Raw genomic sequence first — 20,590 nt, 5'->3', positions numbered from 1 at the left:
CGCGCAGCCTCGGCGGCCGCAGCCTCGACGGTCTCCCGGGAGCGGCCCTCCGCCTCGGCGGTGGTCCGCGCGGCACAGGCGCGCAGCTGCTCGGCCTCCGCCGTGGCGGCGGCGCGGCAGGCGGCCGCCTCGGCGCGCATGCCCTCGGCCTCGTCGGCGGCGGTGGCCAGCATCGAGCCGATCCGGTCGGCGACGTCGAGGAACTGGCCGCCGCCGGAGGAGTGCCCGAGCAGCCGCCGCGTCTCCTGCAGCTCGGTGTGGACGCCGAGCAGCCGAACCTCGAGGTGCTGGCGCTCGCGGTCGGCGGCGACGAGCTCGTCCTCCGCCCACCGGACGTAGGTGTCGACCTGGAACCGGTCGTAGCCGGTCACCGCCCGGCGGAACTGCGGACCGGCCTCGAAGAGGGTGGGCAGATCGCCGGAGACGTTCGGCCGGCGGCGGTCGTCGTCCAGGACGCGGTCCGGGGCGGGGACGGCCGTGTCGGGGGAACCGATCTCGGGCGTGGCCCTGGTGGAGAAGTCCACGGTCATCCGGTCCGCTCCGTTCACTCAGCGTGATGAAGCACAAACGCTACGGCGACGGCCGGGCCGGTGCAGCGCGACGGCGGACCGTCGTCACCCCGATGGGCGACAGCACCCCGCCGGCGCCCGGCACGGGCCGGATCCGTCCCGCACGCTGGCTCCCGTGGATCCCGAGACCTCCTCAATGCTGCCCGGCAGCATGACCGTCCCCCCGTGGTTCCAGTGGGAGGTCGTCGTCGCCGTGGTCGTGGTCGCGGCGGTCCTGGCCGTGGTCGCCCTCGTGCTCGGTGGAACCCGGCCCGGGGCGGCCGAACGCGCGGAGTGGCAGGCATGGCTGGCCTCCCGGTCGGCGCGCGAGCACCCGTACCCGGCGGCACCGCCGGGAGCCGACCACCGCCGGGCGGACCCGGCCGGCCGCTGAGGCGGGGCGACCGCCGGCATCGGCCCGGTGCCGCCACCGGCGCGGGCCGGCACGCGCTAGCATCGGAGCCGCACCGTTCACGGGGCAGACGGCGCCTGTCTGGCGACGACGTCCATGTGCACTCGTCGCCTCGGTCTTCCACCGGCGATCCCGGTCCGAACCGGGACGAGCCGCCGGGTCCCGGTCCCGCCGGGTCGGGTCCGCGGCCGTCGTGTCGCGCGGCGCCGGTCCCGGCGGCCGGGGAGCGGTGCGCAGGACGCTGCCGCGGCTCCCGTGCCGGGCAGACCAGAGGAGGAGTCCGTGGCTCGACAAGGTCAGCGCCGGACGAGCGCTCGCCGCACCCAGCCGCGGGACCGGCGCCGCGGCCCGGAGGACGTCATGTCGGTGCTGGCCCGCACCGTCCGCGAGGTCGAGGCCGCCGCCGAGCGCGGGCGGGTCACGCCGTCGGTCCGCACCAAGTTCCAGGTGGTGGCGCTGCTGCTGCGCGACGAGCGCGAGCGGGTGCGCGCGGAGGAGTCCGGCAGCCCGGCACACCGCGCCGAGCAGCTCAAGCGCCTCGACGGGATCGCCCAGATCCTCGCCCGGACCGCCGTGCGCGACGCCGGGCTGCTGGCCCTGCTCGGCGAGGAGGCCGTCGTCTCCGAGGCCGCTCGCACGCTCAAGCGCGAGATCCTGGCCGGCCTGGGCATCGAGCCGGAGCCGGTCGAGGAGCCCCCGGCCCAGCCGCAGGCGGCCGTGGCCGCCCCGGAGCGCCGCGTCGTACCGCAGTCGGTGATCTCCCGTCAGCTGGCCAACCCGTTCCTGGCTCCCGACTTCTCCAACGCGCCCCCGCCGCCCGCCCGGCCCCGTCGCCTGGCCGGCTGGGAGCTGCTCGACCCGCTGCTGAACTCCTTCGAGCGCGCCGGCGGCGGGGATGCGGCGTGCATGCCGCTGCCTGCCCCCACCTCGCTGCGGGCAGCCGGCGGCCGGGAGCTCATGCCGCACCAGGCGCAGCTCGTCGCCGCGGCCGCCGACGGGCACCGGACCTTCCTGCTGGCCGACGAGCCCGGCCTGGGCAAGACGGCGCAGGCCCTGCTGGCCGCGGAGGCGGCGAACGCCTACCCGCTGCTCGTGGTGGTCCCCAGCGTGGTCAAGACCAACTGGGCCCGCGAGGCAGGGATCTGGACGCCGCACCGGGCGGCCACCGTCGTGCACGGCAACGGGGAGACCGTCGACGGCTTCGCCGACATCGTCGTCGTCAACTACGAGGTGCTCGACCGGCACGTGGGCTGGTTCAGCGACTTCGGGTTCCGCGGCATGGTCGTCGACGAGGCGCACTTCATCAAGAACAAGAGCTCGCAGCGCTCCCAGCACGTGCTGGAGCTGGCGGACCGGATCCGGACGCGGTTCCCGCGCCCGCTCCTGATGGCCCTCACCGGCACCCCGCTGATCAACGACATCGACGACTTCCTGGCCATCTGGCAGTTCCTCGGCTGGATCGACGAGAGCAAGCCGCTCGGCACCCTGATGAATGCCCTCGAGGAGACCGGGCTGACGCCGGCGGACCCGGGCTTCTACCCGGCCGCCCGGCGGTGCGTGATCGAGCAGGGCATCGTCCGCCGGCGCAAGATCGACGTGGCCGCCGACATCCCCGCCCGCCGCATCGCCGACCTGCCCGTCGAGCTCGACGACAAGGCCGGCCGCTCCATCCGGGCGGCGGAGCAGGAGCTGGCCCGCCGGCTGGTGAAGCGGTACGAGAGCGCGCTGGCCGCCCGGGGGTCGGCCGACGTGGTGGAGGAGATCGACCGCGAGCTGGTGCGCAAGGTGGCCCGCTGGGAGCTCAAGGACGCGACGGCCTCGGCCACCGGCGAGAACGTGTTCAGCATGATGCGGCGGATCGGCCAGGCCAAGGCCGGCCCGGCCGCCGACTACGCCGCGCAACTGGCCCGCAGCGCCGGCAAGGTGGTCTTCTTCGCCAAGCACGTCGACGTCATGGACGCCGCGGAGGAGTCGTTCGCCCGGCAGGGCATCGGCTTCTCCTCGATCCGGGGCGACCAGACGCCGTCGGCGCGGCAGAAGCACATCGACGCCTTCGTCAACGATCCCGCCGTGGCCGTCGCGGTCTGCTCGCTCACCGCGGCCGGGGTGGGGCTCAACCTGCAGGTGGCGTCGAACATCGTGCTGGCGGAGCTGTCCTGGACCGACGCCGAGCAGACGCAGGCCATCGACCGCAGCCACCGCATCGGGCAGACCGAACCGGTGACGGCGTGGCGGATCATCGCCGCCCAGACCCTCGACTCCCGGATCGCCGAGCTGATCGACAGCAAGGCGGGGCTCGCCGCCCGGGCGCTCGACGGTTCGGACGAGGAGGTCTCGTCGTCCGCCGACGTCCAGCTCGAGGCGCTCGTCGCCCTGCTGACCGACGCCCTGTCGGCGTAACCGGCCCGGGGCCCCTGGGACGGTCGAGGAACGAGCACGCGAGGAGATCCGGTGATCGCTGGCCGTCGCAGGGCTGCGCCCCGTCCTGTCCCGACGGCGTCCACGGAGCCCGTCCACCTCCCCGAGCCGGACGAGCGCCAGGCCTACCGCATCCTGGACTTCGCCCTGCGTGCGGGCGAGGTTCTCCTGTCCGGGGGTGAGGCGGCCTCGGAGGTGACGGCGATGACGGTCGCGATCACCCGGGCCTGCGGACTGCCGTACGTGGTCTGCGAGGTGACGTTCACGTCGATCACGCTGTCCTACGTCCGGGCACCCGACGTCGCCCCGGTCACCAGCGTCCGGCTCGTCGAGCAGCGGACGCCGGACTACACCCGAGTGACCGAGGTCCACAACATGGTGGACGACATCGTCTCCCGGCGGGTCACCCCGGCGGAGGCCATCGAGCGCCTGGACGGCATCCGCACGCGCCGGCACCCCTACCGGCGGTGGGTGGTGACGGGGTTCCGCGCCGTGCTGGCGGCCGCGGTCGCCGTGCTGCTGGGCGCCGGCGTGCTCGTGACCGTGATCGCGTTCCTCACCACGGTGGTGGTCGACCGGACGACGGGTGCGCTGACGGCGCGGCTGCTGCCGGACTTCTACGCCAACACCGTGGGAGCGGCGATCGCCACGACCGTGGCGATGCTGGTGCTGGTCGCGGACCTGGACCTCCGGCCGTCGCTCATCGTGGCCAGCGGGATCGTGCTGCTGCTGCCGGGCATCACGCTCGTCGGTGCGGTGCAGGACGCCATCAACGGCTTCCTGCTGACCGCGACCGCACGGGCCTTCGAGGTCTTCGTGCTGACCGCGGGGATCGTGACCGGGGTCGCGGCGGTGCTCTCGCTCGCCGATCGGCTGTCGGTACCCCTGGCCGTCAGCCAGGCGCCGTCGACCGGGTGGGGCGACGTGCCGGTCCAGCTGGCCGCGGCGGTCCTGGCGGCCGCGGCGGCGGCGGGGGCCAACTACGCCCCCCGGCGGACCCTGCCGGCGGCGGGCCTCGCCGCTGGGGTGGGCTGGGGTGCCTTCCGGGGGCTGGACGAGCTCGGGCTGGACCCGGCGCTGGCGACGGGCGTGGCCGCGGTCCTGGTGGGCGCCGGTGCCTACCTGTTCGCCCGCCGGCAGAAGGCGTCACCGCTGATCTACGTCGCCGCCGGCATCATCCCGCTGCTCCCGGGGTTGACCATCTACCGCGGCATGCTGCTGCTCGCCGACGGCAACACCGCGATGGGCCTGGTGCTGCTGAGCCAGGCCACCACGATCGGCCTGGCCCTGGCCGCCGGGGTGATCCTCGGCGGGTTCATCGCCCGGCCCGCCTCGGCCCGGGTGCGTGCACGGGGGCCGCGCCGGGTCCGGCCGCCGGTCGCTGCCGTCCGGGAGTCGTGACGGGAAGTCGAGGAGGCGCGCGGATCCGCCGTGCCCTCGGAGCTCCGGCAGGCGATGATCCCTCCGCCCGACGGATTCCCCGCCGGTGTCGGGCCTCGACGAGAGGGTTGCGATGACGACGAACCTGGAGCGCGACGGCTTCATCCGCACCCTGGGCCGGTGGGACGTGCTGGCGGTCGCCTTCGGCGCCATGATCGGCTTCGGCTGGATCGTGCTGACCGGCGGCTTCCTGGAGGGCGCCGGCACGCTCGGCGCGGCCCTCGCCTTCGTCATCGGTGGCGTGGTCGTGGCGCTGGTCGGGCTGACCTACGCCGAACTGGTGTCCGCGATGCCGCACGTGGGCGGGGAGCACAACTACGTGCTGCGCGCGATGGGCAGCCGGCCGGCGTTCGTGACCTCGTGGGCGCTGGTCCTCGGGTACGTCTCCGTCGTCGCGTTCGAGGCGGTCGCGCTGCCCCAGACGATGCTGTACCTCTTCCCGGACATGCTCGTCGGGCGGCTGTGGACGGTGGCCGGTTACGACGTGTACGCCAGCTGGGTCGCCGTCGGGGTCATCGCCGCCGCGGTGATGACCGCGCTCAACTACGTCGGGGTGCGCCCCGCCGCGGTCTTCCAGTCCGTGGCCGTCCTGTTCCTCCTGGCGGTCGGCCTGGCCCTGGTGACGGGGAGCTTCGTCGGCGGGGACACGCAGAACATGCAGCCGCTGTTCAACGGGGGAGTGGCCGGCCTCATCACGGTGCTGGTCGCGACGCCGTTCCTCTTCGTCGGCTTCGACGTCATCCCGCAGTCGGCCGAGGAGATCGACCTCAACTACCGGCAGATCGGCCAGCTCCTCCTGCTGTCGGTCGCCATGGCCGTCGGCTGGTACGTCCTCATCATGCTGACGGTCGGATCGGCCCTGCCGGCCGGCGAGCTCGCCGCGTCCGACCTGGCCGCCGCCGACGGCATGGCGGCGTTGTGGGGCAGCGACCTGATGGGCAAGGTTCTGGTCATCGGCGGTATCGCCGGCATCCTGACCTCGTGGAACGGCTTCCTCATCGGCGCCAGCCGGCTGGTCTACGCGCTGGCCCAGTCGGGGATGCTGCCTGCCTGGTTCGGGCGGCTGCACCCGAGGTTCCGGACGCCCGGCAACGCCCTGCTCTTCATCGGGGGCCTGTCGATGATCGCGCCGCTGTTCGGCCGGCAGACGCTGGTGTGGATGGTCGACGCCGGCGGGCTGAGCATCATCGTGGCCTACGTGATGGTGGCGGTCAGCTTCCTGGTGCTCCGGCGCCGGGAACCCGACATGAGCCGACCGTTCCGCGCACCCGGCGGCACGGTGACCGGCGTCCTGGCGGCGGTGCTCGCGACGGCCCTCGGGGTGCTGTTCATGCCCGGCATGCCGGCCGCCCTGGTCTGGCCGTACGAGTGGGTGATCCTGGCCGTCTGGTGGGCGCTCGGTCTGGTCTTCGTGCTGCGCCTGCCGTCGGTCGGACCGGGGGCGGACGCCGAATCGCGGATACGGGCGGCCCGCGGTCGCTGAGGTGCTCCCGCCCGGATCCGGGCGGGGATCCGAGCTCGGGAGCCGGCTGCCCCGGGGCGTCGATCCCGTGTCAGGGGCGCACGGTCCCGGCGGCGAGGGCCAGCAGGTCCCGGTCGCGGCCGGGAGCGGCGAGGAGGCAGACGCCCACGGGTAGCCCCTCAGCGGTGCTGGCCGGGATGCCGACCGCGGGCAGGCCGGCCAGCGCGGCCAGGCAGGTGAGCCGGACGGTCGCTGTGCGCCCCTCCAGGCTGAGGCCGGTGGCGACGGGCGCCGCCACCGACGGTGCGCTCGGCAGCACGAGCACCCGGTGGCCGACCAGGTCGCGCAACCGAGCGCCGGCTCGCCGCACCACCTGCCGGGCGCGCTCGGCGTCGTCGGGGCTGATCGTCGCCCCGTGCGCGAACCGGGACCGCACGTCGACCCCGAGCACGTCCAGGTCGCCCCGGAGCCAGCCGCCGTGCGACTCCCAGGCCTGGTAGGCCTGCCAGGTCTGGAACGCCTCGCGCCATTCCTCGAGATCGCCGATCGGCGCGTGGAGGCTGGTCGCCCCGCGCGCCGACATCCACGCCAGCACGGCGTCCTCCACGTCGGCATCAGCGAGGCCGACCAGCTCGGGCACGAACACCAGCTCGTCGCTGCCGCCGGGCGACCCGGGGGGCAGGAGCACGCCACCGACGGCCTGCAGCACCTCCGCCGACCGGGCCAGCCAGCCGACCGCGTCGAAGTCCGGGGCGAGCGGGACCAGCCCGGTGCGGTCGACCAGGTCGTGCGTGGTGCGGATCCCGTACAGCCCCTGGTAGGCGGCCGGCACACGGATCGATCCGGCCGTGTCGGTGCCCAGGCCGATGGTGGCCTGGCCGAGGGCGACCGCGCTGGCGCTGCCGCTGGAGGAGCCACCCGGGATGCGGTGCGGGGCCCCGGGGTTCGGGGGCGTGCCGTAGTGGGGGTTGGTGCCGCCCAGCGAGTAGGCCAGCTCGTCCGTGCGCGCGATCCCGCGCAGGGAGGCCCCGGCGGCCAGCAGCCGGGCCACGACGGCGGCGTGCGCCGGCTCGGGCCGGGCGCCCACCAGCCACGCGGGGTTCCCTGCGCCGATCGGGTGGCCGGCGACGGCGTACAGGTCCTTGACCGCCACGGTCTGCCCGGTCAGCGGACCGTCCGCGGTCGGCGGGACGAGCGGCTCGCCGACGATCCGCCAGATCCGGGCGTCGATGGCCGGCGGCGGCTCGGAGACGTGTTCAGCGGTGACCTTCCAGCCGCCGTGCTCGGATTCCCCGGGGAAGCGTTGCCAGAGCTGGGTCTGCACGCCGCGCCCACCGCCGGCCGGCTCGGTCTCCGCCACCACCAGGGCGTGCTCGGCGTCGATCACCTGGACGTGCCTGCGCACGACGGTGCGCAGCGGGGCGCCGCCGCGCGCGGCACGGACCGCCGCGATCGCCTCGTGCCCGACCAGGACGCCCTCGGCGTCGGCGCGGACCGTCCCGTCCCCGGGCGCGGAGAGCAGGTCCAGCGTGCTGACGTCGTCGGCCAGCAACGCGGACTCGTAGGCGCCGAACGCGTCCAGCAGCCCCGGGGGAGGAGGAGTGCTCATGGCGGGGTCCGCCTTCCTTCTGGTCGCGACGGCGAGCCTCCGTGCGGGGTGCTGCCCCGCACGGAGGCCCGTTGGGCGAGCGGGGTCAGGACCCCTGCGCGTCGAGAGCCGCGGAGACGCGGCGGTGCGCCGCCCAGATCGCCTCCGGCATGTCGCGGAACTGCGAGAGGTGCTGCTCGCGGTGCGCCATCTCCTGCTGCCAGCGACGGATGTCGATGGACAGGATCGTGTCGAGGTCGTCCGGGCGCAGGTCGTCCATGCCCTCGAGCTGGAGCTCCTCCTTGGTCGGGACGACGCCGACGGGGGTCTGCCGGCCGGTGACCTCGCCGTTGCGCAGCTGCATCAGCCACAGCAGCGGGCGCAGGTTGTCCCGGTATCCCGGCCAGAGGAAGCGGCCGTCGTCGCCCCGCTGGAACCAGTTCACGTGGGCGAAGATCGGCTGGTCCTCCGCGGAACCGATGATCTTCAGCCAGTGCGCGGCGTAGGCGCCCTCGGAGTAGGCCATGAACGGCCGCATCGACATCGGGTCGTACCGCAGCACGCCCTCGGTGCCCTCGGCGGCGAAGGTCGCCTCCGCGCCCAGGGTGAGGCCGTCGTAGACGCCCTCGGCCAGATCGGTGATCGCGCGGACGAGCGGCTCCCGGTCACGGGTGCGCCCCCCGAAGATGATCGCGTCGACCGGCACGCCCTTCGGGTTCTCGTAGTCCGGCGCGATGTTCGGGATGTTGGCCAGCGTCGTGGTGAAGCGGCTGTTCGGATGCGCCCAGGGCTCGTCCCTCTCGGCCTCCGACCGCTCCGAGATCAGCGCGCCCTTCCAGTCGCGCCAGCCCGAGGCATCGGCGGGCGGGTTCTTGGTCCTGCCCTCCCACCAGAGGTCCTGCGTGTGCTCGTTGTAGGCGACGTTGGTGAAGATCGTCCCGGTGCCTTCGGCGACCGCCTCGACGGCCGTCGGGTTGGTGACCTCGTTGGTGTCCTTGGCGACGCCGAAGGCCCCGTACTCGGGGTTGATCGCGTAGACGCGGCCGTCCTCCTCGTCGACCCGCAGCCAGGCGATGTCGTCGCCGTAGAAGTGCACCTGGTACCGGTCACCGAGGGCGTCGGGCGCCAGGATCATGGCCAGGTTCGTCTTGCCCGACGCGCTCGGCATGCCACCGCAGATGTGGTAGGTCCGGCCGGTCTCGTTGTCGGTGATGCCGAGCAGCAGGAACTGCTCGGCGAGGAACGTGCCCGAGGCCCAGCCGTCGTAGGTCGCCTGGCGCAGGCCGTGGGCGATCTTGCCCAGCAGCGCGTTGCCGCCGTAGGACGAGCCGTAGTGCAGGATCGTGCGCTCGTCGGCGAGCGTGACGAACCAGCGCTGGTCCTCGGCGGTGCCCTGGCCCAGGTCGTCCAGGTCGCCGGTGACGTGCACCCCGCGGACGAAGTAGTCCTGGTCGGCGAGCTCGTTGACGTACTGCACGCCCACCCGCGCCATCCGGATCATGTGCAGCACGACCGTGCGCGTGTCCGTGAGCTCGACGCCGGTGGCGAACGCCTGGAGCGGGGAGCCGGGCGGGGCCATCAGGTAGGGGACGACGTACATCGTCTTGCCCGCGGACTTGCCGGCCATCCGCTCCTCGAGCATCGGCCGCATCTCCGACGCCGGGCGCCAGTTGTTGTACTCGCCCTTGTCCTCGGGGTCGTTCGTCGCCACGACCGTGCGCTCCTCCGAGCGCGCCGTGTCCCTCGGATGGCTGCGCGAGTAGTAGCGGCCCTCGCCGGCGGGGAGGAGTTCGCCGGCCTCGAGCGCCTCACGGATCAGGCGGTCGTCGTCGGAGGCGTTCACCACCTCGACCCGCTCCGCGCCGGTCAGCTCGGCCCAGTGGCGCACGTAGTCCCGGACATGGCTGTTCTCCAGCCCCGCTGCCCGGAGCGCGGAATCGACGTCGATCACAAACTCACCTTCTCGTTCGGAACCATCGAACTCGGACCGGGGACGGTGCTGTCGCAGCAGCATGCCCCGGGACGTGCGCGGCGGCCTCCGGGGACGGGGGGAGGACGATCTCCCCCGGCCGGCGGGCGCGTATGTGCCGGTCGACGGGCACCCGGGCCGGGCCCGTCGTCGGCCGGCGGCCCGCACGGGACCGAGCGAGGCCGGCGTGGGACAGCCCCTCGAGCGGGTCCGCCTCCGCGGAGGCGACGGGGCGACCGGGCGCGCACGGCATGGCGGGACCCTAGTGGCTCCGGCGCGCGCGGGCCGCGCTCGGGACGCGCGACCGGGGGGCGACCCAGGACGGCCGCCCCGCCTGCGGCCCGTCCGCCGGGAGAGTGAGCCGTGCTGGCCGGTGCGAGGTCTCTCGTGCAGACTGCGCGACGCGTGGCCGCCGGCTGCGGGAAACGGAGCCCTCTGCCATGGACCAGCTGCTCGTCGTGGTGAACCGGGCCGCGGGGACCACCGACGAGGAGTCGGTGACGACGGCGTTGACCGCACTCCGCTCGGGCGCCGACGTGCGGGTCGCGGCGACCGCCGATCCCGGCGAGCTGCTGCGGGCGGTGGAGGGCCGGGGGGACCGCCGGCTGGTCGTGCTCGGTGGCGACGGTTCCGTCCACGCGGCCGTCACGGCGCTGGACGCGGTGGGCGGCCTGGACCCCGACGAGCCCCTCGGGATCGTCCCGCTCGGGACGGGCAACGACCTGGCCCAGGCGCTCGGCCTGCCGCTGGACCCGTCCGAGAGCGCCGCCGTCGTCCTCACCGGGGCGCGGCGACCGCTGGACCTCCTGCGGGACGAGGCCGGTGGCCTGGTGGTCAACGCCGTGCACCTCGGCGCCGGTGCCCGGGCGTCGGCCGAGGCGGTCCGCTTCAAGGGCCGGCTGGGGGCGGCGGCCTACCCGCTGGGCGCCGCCATCGCCGGTGTGACGACCGCCGGCTGGAAGCTGCGCGTGGAGGTCGACGGCCGGGTGGTCGGCCACGCGACGGCGGGCTGGTCCCCGGACGGGACGCGGGACGTGCTGATGGCCGCGGTGTGCAACGGGCCCACCATCGGCGGGGCCACCCCGCTGGCGCCGGACGCGCTCGTGGACGACGGGCTGCTCGACGTCGTCGTGTCCACCGCGACGGGTCCGCTCGCGCGGGCGGCCTTCGCGACGGCCCTCAGCACCGGGCGGCACGTCGACCGCGACGACGTCCTCGTCGTGCGCGGCCGCGAGGTGACCGTCGGCGGCGGTCCCGTCGACCTCGTGGCGGACGGCGACCTCGAGGAGGACGTGCGCGGCCGGACGTGGCGGACGGAGCGCCACGCCTGGTCGGTGCTCGTGCCCGGCTGACCCACCCGCCCGTCGGTGCACGCGCGCCGCGGGACGCCGGGTGGGGGGGCTTCGCCCGACAGCGGGGCCCCGCACGCCGCGGGACGCCGGGTGGGGGGGCTTCGCCCGACAGCGGGGCCCCGCACGCCGGCACCCGGCCGCGGACCCGATCGGGTGGAGCGGGGGAGTCGGCGTCCGGCTCCTCCGACCCCACCGAGCACACTGACCGGTGTGACGGACACCGCCGGGGCCCCGCCCCAGCCCGAGAGTGGTCCGGGCACCGGAGCGCGCGCCGCCACCGGCGCGGTGCGCCCGGAGCCGGGCGCCCCGCTGCTCATCCCGGGGGAGACCTGCTGGCGGCTGGAGCGGGCCGACCGCTTCGCGATCTTCGTGGACGCGGCCGGCTACTTCGCCACCCTCAAGCGTGCCGTGCTGCAGGCGCAGCGGCGGGTGCTCTTCATCGGCTGGGACTTCGATCCCCGGATCCGGCTGGACCCCCTCGCCGGCGGCCGCCCGCGGGACGACCGGCTCGGCGCCGTGCTCGGGCGGGCGGTGCGGGAGAACCCCGGGCTGGAGATCGGGCTCCTGCAGTGGGACCTCGGCATGCTCAGGGCGCTCGGCCGCGGGCTGAAGCCGATCGTGCTCCTCGACCGGCGCACCCCCGACCGGCTCACCTTCGCCGTGGACGCCCATCACCCGGTGGGCGGTGCGCACCACCAGAAGATCGTGGTCATCGACGACTGCCTGGCCTTCGCCGGCGGCATCGACATCACCGCCGACCGCTGGGACACCTCCGACCACGCCGATGGCAACCCGCACCGCCGCCGTCCGGCGTCCGGACGGCGTCCGGGCAGGGCGACCGGGCCGTGGCACGACGCGACCAGCATCATGACCGGACCCGCCGCCCGGGCGGTCGCCCAGCTCGCCCGGGAGAGGTGGGAGAGCGGCACGGGGGAGCGGCTGGAGCCGCTCCCGGAGTCCCGGGAGTGCTGGCCCGACGAGGTCGAGCCCCTGTTCACCGACGTCGACGTGGCGATCTCCCGGACCCGTCCCGAGTACGGCGGCGAGCCCCTGGTGCACGAGATCGAGCTGCTGTGGCTGGCCTCCATCGCCGCGGCCCGCCGTTCCCTCTACGTGGAGAGCCAGTACTTCGCCAGCCGCCGGATCGCCGAGGCGATCATCGAGCGGCTGCGCGAGCCCGACGGACCGGACGTGGTCGTGGTCAACCCGGAGACCGCGGACGGCTGGCTCTCGGAGAAGGCGATGGGCACCGCTCGGGCCCGGTTGCTGCAGATGGTCCGGGACGCCGACGTGCACGACCGCTTCCGCCTCTACACCCCCGTGACCGAGCAGCGCGAGCACATCTACGTGCATGCCAAGGTGACGGTCGTCGACGACCGTCTGCTGCGGATCGGCTCCGGCAACGTCAACAACCGCTCGATGGGCCTGGACACCGAGTGCGACCTGGCGATCGAGGTGGTGGACGGGCGGCCGGGGGCCGAAGCCCTGGCCTCGACCATCGTCGGCTTCCGCGACCGGTTGCTGGCCGAGCACCTCGGGGCCACGCCCGAGGAGGTCGTGGCCGCGATCGCCGACACCGGGTCGCTGGTGCAGGGGATCGAGCGGCTGCGCCGGCCCACGAGCCGCTCGCTGGTGCCCTTCGAGCCGCCGGAGCTGGGGCCGGCCGACCGGGCGCTCGCGGAGTCGGAGGTGATGGATCCGGAGAAGACCCCGAACCGGTGGCGCCGGGTCGAGCGCTTCTTCGCCCGCCGCCGGCGGCCGCGCGACCGCGTGCGCGCCTGACCTTCCCGGCCGGCGGCCTCCCGGTGCCGTGGAATCCCGGGGCGACGGGGCCGGGCGGGACAGCGCCCGGCACGGCCCGGGGGGCACGTGGGGCCGGAGCGCCGTCCGGCGACTAGCGTCGGGCGCCATGGACCACGACGTGCCGAGGACCGGATCCGGGTCGCGTACCCGCGGCCTGCCCGTCCCCGCCCCGGAGGACGCGGAGGCGGAATCGGCGGCCGCGCCGTCCATCCCGTCGTTCGCCTCGCTGCGGGACACCCGCCGGCGGTCCCCGGTCGACCTGCTGCTCGGCCCGCAGGAACCCGTGGTCGACGCGGCGCCCCCGGCCCCGCCGACCGGCGGCCCGCGGCCCGCCGAGTGGGCGGACCTGTGGCACATCGGGCTGCGGCTGGCGCGGTGGTGCGTGCGGCAACCACTCTCGACGGCGCGCCGCCTGCTCGGCTGATTCCACCCGCGACCGTCCCCGGCCGGCAACCGCCGTGCACGGGCGCCCTCCCGCGGTCGCTGGCAGGGTGGGTCGCATGCCCCACACCTCTCCCGTCGTCGTGGTGACCGGTGCCAACGGACTGGTCGGCAGCGCGGTCTGCCGGGCGCTCGTCGAGCGGTCGGCGCAGGTGCGCGCCGTCGTCCGCCGTGCCGGCAGCGCTCCCGTCCTGGCCGGCGTCACCGAGCACGTCGGCGACTTCGCCGACGGGTCCGTGGCCTCCGCGGTGACCCGCGGCGCCGACGCGGTGGTCAGCACCGTCCACCCGATGGGCTCGCCCCGGGAGGTGCAGCACCGCGTGGGCGTGGAGGGCACGCCGGTTCTCGCCCGGGCCGCCCGGGACGCCGGTGTCGCCCGGTTCGTGCACGTCTCCACGGCCGGCGTCCACGACCGCTCGGCAGGGGTGGGGGACATCGCCGAGGACGGCGCCCTGCTGCCCCAGGGGAGCGGCGCCTACCCGGACACCAAGAACGCCACCGACGCCGCGCTCGCGCAGGTCGGCGGGCTCACGACCGTGCTGGTCCGCCCGCCGGCGATCATCGGTGCCGGCGACACGTCGGTCTGGAACACCCTGCGACCGCGGGAGATCCGCGACGGGGACCGCCGGGCCAACCCCGCGCAGACCTGGGCGTGGGTGCACGTCGAGGACCTGGCGGCCCTGATCGCGGACGTCGCCATGGGCGCCGTCGCCACCACCGACGACCCGGAGCGCGGTCCCGTGGCCGGGAGCACGACGCCGGTCCTGGTCGCGGGCGAGCGGGCGACCTGGCGGGACTACCTCGGCACGGTGACCGACGCGCTGGGCATCGAGCCCGAGTGGACCGACGAGCCGGTCTGGACCGGGCAGCTGCTCACCCACCGCGCGCGGGGGTGGGGCTGGGCCCCGCGGGTGGGCCTGGCGCAGGCCCTGGACGAGCTGCGGCGGGGCCTGACCACCGGTGCGTGACCTCGTCGCCGGCGGCGGGGGATGCCCGCAGGAGGTGCGGACGGTGGCGGTGGACGCGGTCGGTGGCGGGGGAGGTGCGGACGGGCGCCGCGCCGACCCCGCCCTGGCCGACTTCCCGGACCGGGCTCCCGGCACCCGGCGCTGGTGCTTCGCCGACCAGCTCGGCCCGCACTTCCTCGACGGGCCGGACCAGCCGGTCCTGCTCGTCGAGTCCCGGGCCGTGTTCGCCCGGCGCCGCTTCCACCGCCAGAAGGCGCACCTCGTCCTCTCGGCCCTGCGGCACCGCGCGGCGGAGCTCGGCGACCAGGCGGAGCTCCACCAGGTCGGCACCTACGGCGAGGCGCTGGACCGGGTCGGTGAGCCGCTGAGCGTGTGCGCGCCGACGTCGTGGGGCAGCCGCGACCTCGTCCTCCGCCGTCCGGGTGTGCAGGTGCTCGCCGCCCGGGGCTTCGTCACGACCCAGGGCGAGTTCGCCGGCTGGGCCGCGGGCCGCGGGCGTCGCCGGCTGCTCATGGAGGACTTCTACCGGGACTCCCGGCGCCGCCACGGCGTCCTGATGAACGGCGCGGAGCCCGTGGGCGGCCGGTGGAACCTCGACACGGAGAACCGCGAACCCCCGCCGGCCGACGGCCGGATCGGGGTGCCCGAGCCGTGGTGGCCGGAGGAGGACGAGATCGACGCCGAGGTGCGCGCCGACCTCGACCGCTGGGAGGCCGAGGGCCTGGCTTCCTTCGTCGGGGACGACGGGCCGAGGCTCTTCCCGGTGACCCGCGCCGAGGCGCTGCACCGGCTGGAGGACTTCCTGGAGCACCGGCTCGGCGCCTTCGGCCCGCACGAGGACGCGATGCTGGCCGGGGACCGCTGGCTCGCGCACTCGCTGCTGTCCCCGGCGCTCAACCTGGGCCTGCTCGACCCGCTGGAGGTGGTGGTGGCGACGGAGCGCAGCGCCCGCGACCGCGCGGCCGCGGGCGACCTCCTGCCGCTGAACAGCGTCGAGGGCTTCGTGCGGCAGGTCATGGGCTGGCGCGACTACATCTGGCACATGTACTGGCACCTGGGCCGCGACTTCCGGAACCGCAACTTCCTGGCGGCCCGCGCCGCGGTCCCGGACTGGCTGGCCGGTCTCGACGACGCCGCGGTCGACGCCGCCTGCCTCTCCGACGTGCTCGGCGACCTGCGCCGCGACGGCTGGGTGCACCACATCCCGCGGCTCATGGTGCTGGGCAACTACGCGCTGCAGCGGGGCATCGACCCGTCGGCGATGACCGACTGGTTCCACGAGAGCTTCGGCGACGGCTACGAGTGGGTGATGGTCGCCAACGTCGTGGGCATGAGCCAGCACGCCGACGGCGGCGTGCTGGCCACCAAGCCCTACGCCGCGGGCGGCGCCTACATCGACCGGATGAGCGACTACTGCGGCGGCTGCCGGTACGACCCGAGGAAGCGGCTGGGCGAGGACGCCTGCCCCTACACCGCGGGCTACTGGGCCTTCCTCGACCGCACGCAGGACCGGCTCGCGGGCAACCACCGCATGCGCCGGCCGCTGCAGGGCCTCGACCGGCTCGCCGACCTCGAGGCCGTGGTGGAGCAGGAGCGGGACCGCGGCACGACGGCGCCGTAGCCCGGCGCCGCCGGCAGGGCTCAGCCCCGACGATCGGCCACCATGCGGTCGGTGACCCGCTGGATGCGGCCGGCCTGCCGCGAGAGCGCCAGGTCGAGGAGCCGGTCGATCGGCGGGACCTCGCCCAGCCGCGCCAGTCCCATCCAGCGCGGTACGGAGACCGAGCGGGACCAGGGGGACGTGAGGCTGCGCACCACCTGCTCGGCCACCCGCTCCGGTGCGATCCCCGGCGACAGCCGCCCCTCGGCGTCCTCGTCGGAGACCGGGGCAGCGCCCCGGCCGCGGACCAGCCACTCCGTCGACACCGGACCGGGGGTGATCGAGTGGACCCGGACGCCCCGGGCGGTGACCTCCCGGCGCAGGCCCTTCACGAAGCCGTGCACGCCCGCCTTGGTCGCCGAGTAGATCGTCAGCGGTGGGACCTGTGCCAGCGCGGCGGAGGAGGCGGTGACCAGGACGTCCGCGCGGCCGCGCTCGGCCGCGGCCTGCAGGAGGTGCGGCAGCGCCAGCCGCGCGACGTCGACGACGCCGGTGAGGTTCGTCGCGATCATCGCCTCGACCGCCTCCTGCGGCGTCTCCTCGACCAGGGCGGCGTAGCCGAGTGCCGCGTTGAGGACCACGGCGTCCAGCCGCCCGTGCTCCGAGACCACCCGCTCGACCAGCGCGACCCGGTCCGTCGCGGAGGACACGTCGGCCGGGACGGCCGTCGCGCCGTCGACCCCCGCCAGGGCCTCGGACAGGCGGGAGCGATCGCGGGCGCAGGCGACCACCCGGGCGTCGGACGCGGCCAGGCGGTGCACCACCGCCCGCCCGATTCCCGCGCTCCCGCCGGTGACGAGGACGACGCGCTCCCGCAGGCTTGTCATGGCGCGGTTGTTCCCCGCCTCCAGAGGCCACAACCGCGTGGTGCGCGATCCCTCTGCCCCTGCCGAGGGCGACCGGCCCACGGCACCGGCGATGGCCGCGGCCGCAGGACCGGGCGTCCTCGCGCAGGGAGACCCGGCTCCCCGGGTGCTGGTCGACGCTCGTCGCCACCAGGCCGTGAGCCCCGCCGGCGCCGCCCCGTGGGGACGAGGCGGGGCCCGGCAGCCATTGGTGCACTGTCACGAGGTCGTAACGGCCCGGCGCCCGTGGGCCCCGCCCGGACGGGTACCCATGGCCGATGCCGTCAGACAGTCTCGAGAGCGCCAGCCGGACCGACCTGCTCCACCGCGCCCGTGCCGCCGACATCACCGGACGCTCGTCCATGAGCAAGCCGCAGCTCATCGCGAGCCTGCGCGAGCGCGACCGGAGCGCCTGGGACGAGGAGAGGGAGACCCGCGACCAGAGGGGCGGCGAGGTCGAGGGGGACGGCAGGCGGCGGGTGGGCGCCCGGGTGGAGGCCTTCCGCCGGCTGGCGGAGGCCCGCGCGCGCGGCGAGATGGTGCTGCTGCCGCGGATGCTCGGCGGGAACGACCGCCGGACCCACGTCCGCGAGACGGTGCGCGAGGACCACGAGACCCGGATCGCCAGCGGCGACGTGGAGGCGGTGGAGAAGTTCGACAAGCTCGCCCGGTCGGTCTTCCACTTCTTCCGCGGCACCAACCTGCTGTTCTACCGGGACGTCCTCGGAGAGGACGCCCGCATGCCGACCGTGCTGGGCCTCGGCGACGTCCACCCGGGCAACTTCGGCGTCATGCCCAGCTCGGACGACGTGCCCGTGTTCGGGGTCAACGACTTCGACGACGCCTTCTACGCACCGTTCACGTGGGACCTGAAGCGCGGAGTCGTGGGGTTCATGCTCGCGGCGGCCGAGAAGTCCGGTCTCGGGCGCAAGAAGCAACGGACCATCGCCGAGCGGTTCGTCCGCGGCTACATCGAGGGCATCGCCGCCTACGCCACCGACTCCACCGAGCAGGACGAGCAGCTGCGGCTCGACAACGCCCCGCCGATGATCGCCGACCTGATCGGGCGGGCTCTGCGGCACAGCCGCTCCGAGTGGCTGGCGGCCACGTTGCTGGACGAGTACGGCACCGGCTTCCGCGCCGACGACGAGCTGGTCCCGGTCAGCAGCAGGCGGGCCGAGTTCCAGGCCCTGGTCGACCGCTACGTGCGCGAGAACGAGGTCTCCGTGCCCGCCCGCGCGGGCGCCATGCGGGTGAAGGACGTCGCCGAGCGGAAGGGCGCCGGGACGGCGTCCCTCGGGCTGACCCGGTACTTCGTGCTCATCGAAGGCCCGCTGGCCGACGGCACCGACGACCTGGTCCTGGAGTTGAAGCGTGCACGCCGGTCGGCGTTGGTCGGTCTGGTGCCCCCCTCGGAGTTCGAGGTCGACGGGCAGGGCGACCGGATCCGGCACGCTCAGCGGGTGCACCTGGTGAACGGGGACGTGTTCTACGGCAGCGTCGACCTCGACGGCCACAGCTTCATGGTCCGGGAGCGCGCCCCCTACCGCGACGACATCAGCCTCGGGTCGCTGTCGCCGGGCGGGTGGAAGGAGTACGCCGCCATCTGCGGCCGCGTGCTCGCCCACACCCACGCGATGTCCGACGAGAACGGCCTCATCGACTACGACGTCGAGCCCGCGATCATGGACGCGATCGGCGGACACGACCTGTTCGTCGACGACCTGGTCCGCTTCGCCGAGGAGGCCGTCGCCCGGGTGCGCTGCGACCACGACCACTTCGTCGCCGACCACGCGCTCGGTGCCTTCCGCAGGGTCGACGTCGTCTACCGCTGAGGTCGGTGGCAGGGATGGCGCCCGGACCGTCAGGCGGGGGCGTCCAGGACGACCACGCCACCTCACCGGTGGGTTGGCCGGTCGACGGCCGCCGCCGGCGCCGGGACGAGTCGCGCTCACCGCCCGTGCGGGTCAGGCTGGGCCGGTGAGGGTTCTGGTCACCGGCGCGTCGGGGTTCGTGGGCAGCCGGCTGGCCACCGCCCTCGAGGGGGCTGGGCACGACGTCCGGGCCATGACCCGGCGGCCGGAGGGCTACCGGGGAGCCGGCACCCCCGTCGCCGGCGACGTCGGGAACGAGGCCTCCCTGCGGACGGCGCTGGAGGGCTGCGCCGCCGCCTACTACCTCGTGCACTCGCTGGGCGACCGGGACTTCGAGCGCAAGGACGCCGAGGCGGCGCGGGCCTTCGCCCGGGCGGCCGCCGATGCCCGGGTCGGCCGGATCGTCTACCTCGGCGGCCTGGGGCGGGACGGTGACCGGTTGTCGCGGCACCTGCGCAGCCGCCGCGAGGTGGAGCGGCTCCTGGGCGGCACCGGGGTGCCGGTGACCGTGCTGCGCGCCGGCATCGTGGTCGGCCATGGCGGGGTGTCGTGGGAGATGACCCGCCAGCTCGTGGCCCACCTGCCGGCGATGGTCACCCCGCGGTGGGTCAGCACGCGCACGCAGCCGATCGCGGTGAGCGACGTCGTCCGCTACCTGGTCGGCGTCCTCGACGCACCGGAGGCCGAGGGGCGGGTCTTCGAGGTCGGCGGCCCTGAGGTGCTCAGCTACCTGCAGATGCTCACCCGGGTGGCCGACATCCAGAACCGGCACCTGTTCGTCGTCCCGGTGCCACTGCTCAGCCCGCAGCTGTCCTCGCGCTGGTTGGCCCTGGTCACCGACGTCGACGTGCCCACCGGGCGCTCGCTCATCGACTCCATGAGCATCGAGGTGGTCGTCACCGACGACGCGATCCGCTCGGTCGTCCCGTTCGAGCCCATGGACTACGACGAGATGGTGATGACCGCCCTGGTCGAGCGGGCGCGGGAACGGCGGCGGCAGGTGGGAGAGCGGCGGGGCGGCTGGCTGAGCCGCGGAGCACGGCGGTGACCCGGCGACGAGCGCTCCGCGGGCTGCCGGGCGCGATCGAGCGGGCGGCCGGGCCGCTGCTGCGCAGCGTCCCGAGGGACCACTGGGAGACCGACGCGGCCTTCCGGCGGCGCCGGCGGGTCACCGGCGCCGTCGCGGTCACCGGCGCCGCCCTGCTCGGGGTGTCGCTGTCGACGCCACCGGGCTCGCCGCGCTTCTACGGGCTGACCCTCGGGGTCGCCGGGACCTGGGTGGCCGGGGGACTGGCGTCCGGCCCGCTGCACCTGGGGCGGATGTTCGGGCCAGGCGACAGCCTGCGCCGGCCGGTGCTCACACCGGTCGCCTCGGGGGCCGGCGCCTTCGGGGCGTTCTACGCCGCGGCGCTGGTCGCCCGGCGGATCCCGGTCCTCGCACGGGCGATCGGCTCGGTGCTCCGCTACGCCGACCAGGGTTCGGCGCCGCTGGTGCTCACCACCACGCTGGCCAACGGCGTGGCGGAGGAGGTGTTCTTCCGCGGCGCGCTCTACGCGGCGGCCGGCGCGGACCGCCCGGTGCTGGTGACCACCGCCGTCTACGGGCTGGCGACCACCGCCACCCGCAACCCTGCGCTCGTGCTGGCGAGCGTCCCGATGGGGCTGCTCTTCGCCCAGCAGCGCAGGATCACCGGCGGCATCCAGGCCCCGATGCTGACGCACGTGGTGTGGTCGGCCCTGATGCTGCGCTACCTGCCGCCGCTGTTCGCCTCCCAGCTCGCCGAGGAACGGTTGCCGACGCCGGCGTGAG

16 protein-coding genes are annotated in these 20,590 nt (G+C 74.9%); 12 read left to right on the top strand and 4 right to left on the bottom strand.

Translation table 11 applies throughout. The features are described 5' to 3' along the window. Positions 1-530: hypothetical protein (locus tag C5507_RS05980; protein WP_211295501.1), on the bottom strand; the 530-nt coding region annotated here is incomplete at its 3' end. Positions 531-684: 154 nt separating this feature from the next. Here C5507_RS05980 and C5507_RS05975 point away from each other — a divergent pair. From C5507_RS05975 to C5507_RS05960, 4 genes are all read left to right on the top strand, one after another. After that, positions 685-942 (top strand): hypothetical protein, encoded by a 258-nt coding sequence (locus C5507_RS05975; protein WP_130504196.1) that lies wholly within the window; start codon positions 685-687, stop codon positions 940-942. Between the two features lie 300 nt (positions 943-1,242). Beyond that, entirely contained in the window at positions 1,243-3,360 is a 2,118-nt protein-coding gene (locus C5507_RS05970; RefSeq protein ID WP_104527601.1) for a DEAD/DEAH box helicase, read from the top strand. Positions 3,361-3,411: 51 nt separating this feature from the next. Then, positions 3,412-4,779: a threonine/serine exporter family protein gene (locus C5507_RS05965; protein WP_104527600.1), complete on the top strand. Its 1,368-nt coding sequence runs from the start codon at positions 3,412-3,414 to the stop codon at positions 4,777-4,779. Between the two features lie 112 nt (positions 4,780-4,891). Then, on the top strand, positions 4,892-6,301 hold the full coding sequence (locus C5507_RS05960) for an APC family permease (protein ID WP_104527599.1): 1,410 nt from the start codon (positions 4,892-4,894) through the stop codon (positions 6,299-6,301). Between the two features lie 70 nt (positions 6,302-6,371). On the opposite strand, the gene C5507_RS05955 is transcribed toward C5507_RS05960, so the two are convergent. Together C5507_RS05955 and C5507_RS05950 are read right to left on the bottom strand one after the other, a co-directional pair. Next, positions 6,372-7,889 (bottom strand): AtzH-like domain-containing protein, encoded by a 1,518-nt coding sequence (locus C5507_RS05955; RefSeq protein ID WP_104527598.1) that lies wholly within the window; start codon positions 7,887-7,889, stop codon positions 6,372-6,374. A gap of 85 nt (positions 7,890-7,974) precedes the next feature. Further along, positions 7,975-9,819: a phosphoenolpyruvate carboxykinase (GTP) gene (locus C5507_RS05950; RefSeq protein ID WP_242611031.1), complete on the bottom strand. Its 1,845-nt coding sequence runs from the start codon at positions 9,817-9,819 to the stop codon at positions 7,975-7,977. A gap of 458 nt (positions 9,820-10,277) precedes the next feature. On the opposite strand from C5507_RS05950, the gene C5507_RS05945 reads away from it, so the two are divergent. The 5 genes from C5507_RS05945 (at position 10,278) to C5507_RS05925 (ending at position 16,022) form a co-directional block, all read left to right on the top strand. Then, positions 10,278-11,189, top strand: a complete 912-nt coding sequence (locus C5507_RS05945) for a diacylglycerol/lipid kinase family protein (RefSeq protein WP_104527596.1) — start codon at positions 10,278-10,280, stop codon at positions 11,187-11,189. Between the two features lie 210 nt (positions 11,190-11,399). Continuing rightward, a complete protein-coding gene (locus C5507_RS05940; protein WP_242611030.1) occupies positions 11,400-12,971 on the top strand; it encodes a phospholipase D-like domain-containing protein in 1,572 nt (523 codons plus the stop codon). A 127-nt stretch (positions 12,972-13,098) separates the two neighbouring features. Then, positions 13,099-13,416, top strand: coding sequence for a hypothetical protein (locus C5507_RS05935; RefSeq protein ID WP_104527595.1), 318 nt, complete (start codon positions 13,099-13,101; stop codon positions 13,414-13,416). 76 nt (positions 13,417-13,492) lie between these two features. Then, entirely contained in the window at positions 13,493-14,401 is a 909-nt protein-coding gene (locus C5507_RS05930; protein WP_104527594.1) for an NAD-dependent epimerase/dehydratase family protein, read from the top strand. A gap of 43 nt (positions 14,402-14,444) precedes the next feature. Next, the gene (locus C5507_RS05925) at positions 14,445-16,022 is read left to right on the top strand and encodes a cryptochrome/photolyase family protein (protein ID WP_207225710.1); all 1,578 of its coding nucleotides are present in this window, start codon (positions 14,445-14,447) and stop codon (positions 16,020-16,022) included. 20 nt (positions 16,023-16,042) lie between these two features. Here the strand turns inward: C5507_RS05925 and C5507_RS05920 are convergent, their stop codons facing one another. Beyond that, the gene (locus C5507_RS05920; protein WP_104527593.1) at positions 16,043-16,888 is read right to left on the bottom strand and encodes an SDR family oxidoreductase; all 846 of its coding nucleotides are present in this window, start codon (positions 16,886-16,888) and stop codon (positions 16,043-16,045) included. Between the two features lie 296 nt (positions 16,889-17,184). Here C5507_RS05920 and C5507_RS05915 point away from each other — a divergent pair, with 296 nt between their 5' ends. The 3 genes from C5507_RS05915 to C5507_RS05905 all read left to right on the top strand — a co-directional run bounded on the left by C5507_RS05915 (position 17,185) and on the right by C5507_RS05905 (position 20,589). Beyond that, positions 17,185-18,741, top strand: coding sequence for a DUF2252 domain-containing protein (locus tag C5507_RS05915; RefSeq protein ID WP_104527592.1), 1,557 nt, complete (start codon positions 17,185-17,187; stop codon positions 18,739-18,741). 145 nt (positions 18,742-18,886) lie between these two features. After that, on the top strand, positions 18,887-19,828 hold the full coding sequence (locus C5507_RS05910; RefSeq protein WP_104527591.1) for an NAD(P)H-binding protein: 942 nt from the start codon (positions 18,887-18,889) through the stop codon (positions 19,826-19,828). Continuing rightward, the gene (locus C5507_RS05905; protein ID WP_242611029.1) at positions 19,825-20,589 is read left to right on the top strand and encodes a CPBP family intramembrane glutamic endopeptidase; all 765 of its coding nucleotides are present in this window, start codon (positions 19,825-19,827) and stop codon (positions 20,587-20,589) included. The genes C5507_RS05910 and C5507_RS05905 overlap by 4 nt, the downstream gene beginning before the upstream one ends. Position 20,590 lies beyond the last annotated feature (1 nt).

It is taken from the genome of Blastococcus saxobsidens (assembly GCF_002938435.1).
GTDB lineage: Bacteria > Actinomycetota > Actinomycetes > Mycobacteriales > Geodermatophilaceae > Blastococcus > Blastococcus saxobsidens.
This window is presented reverse-complemented; position numbering and strand designations above follow the sequence as displayed.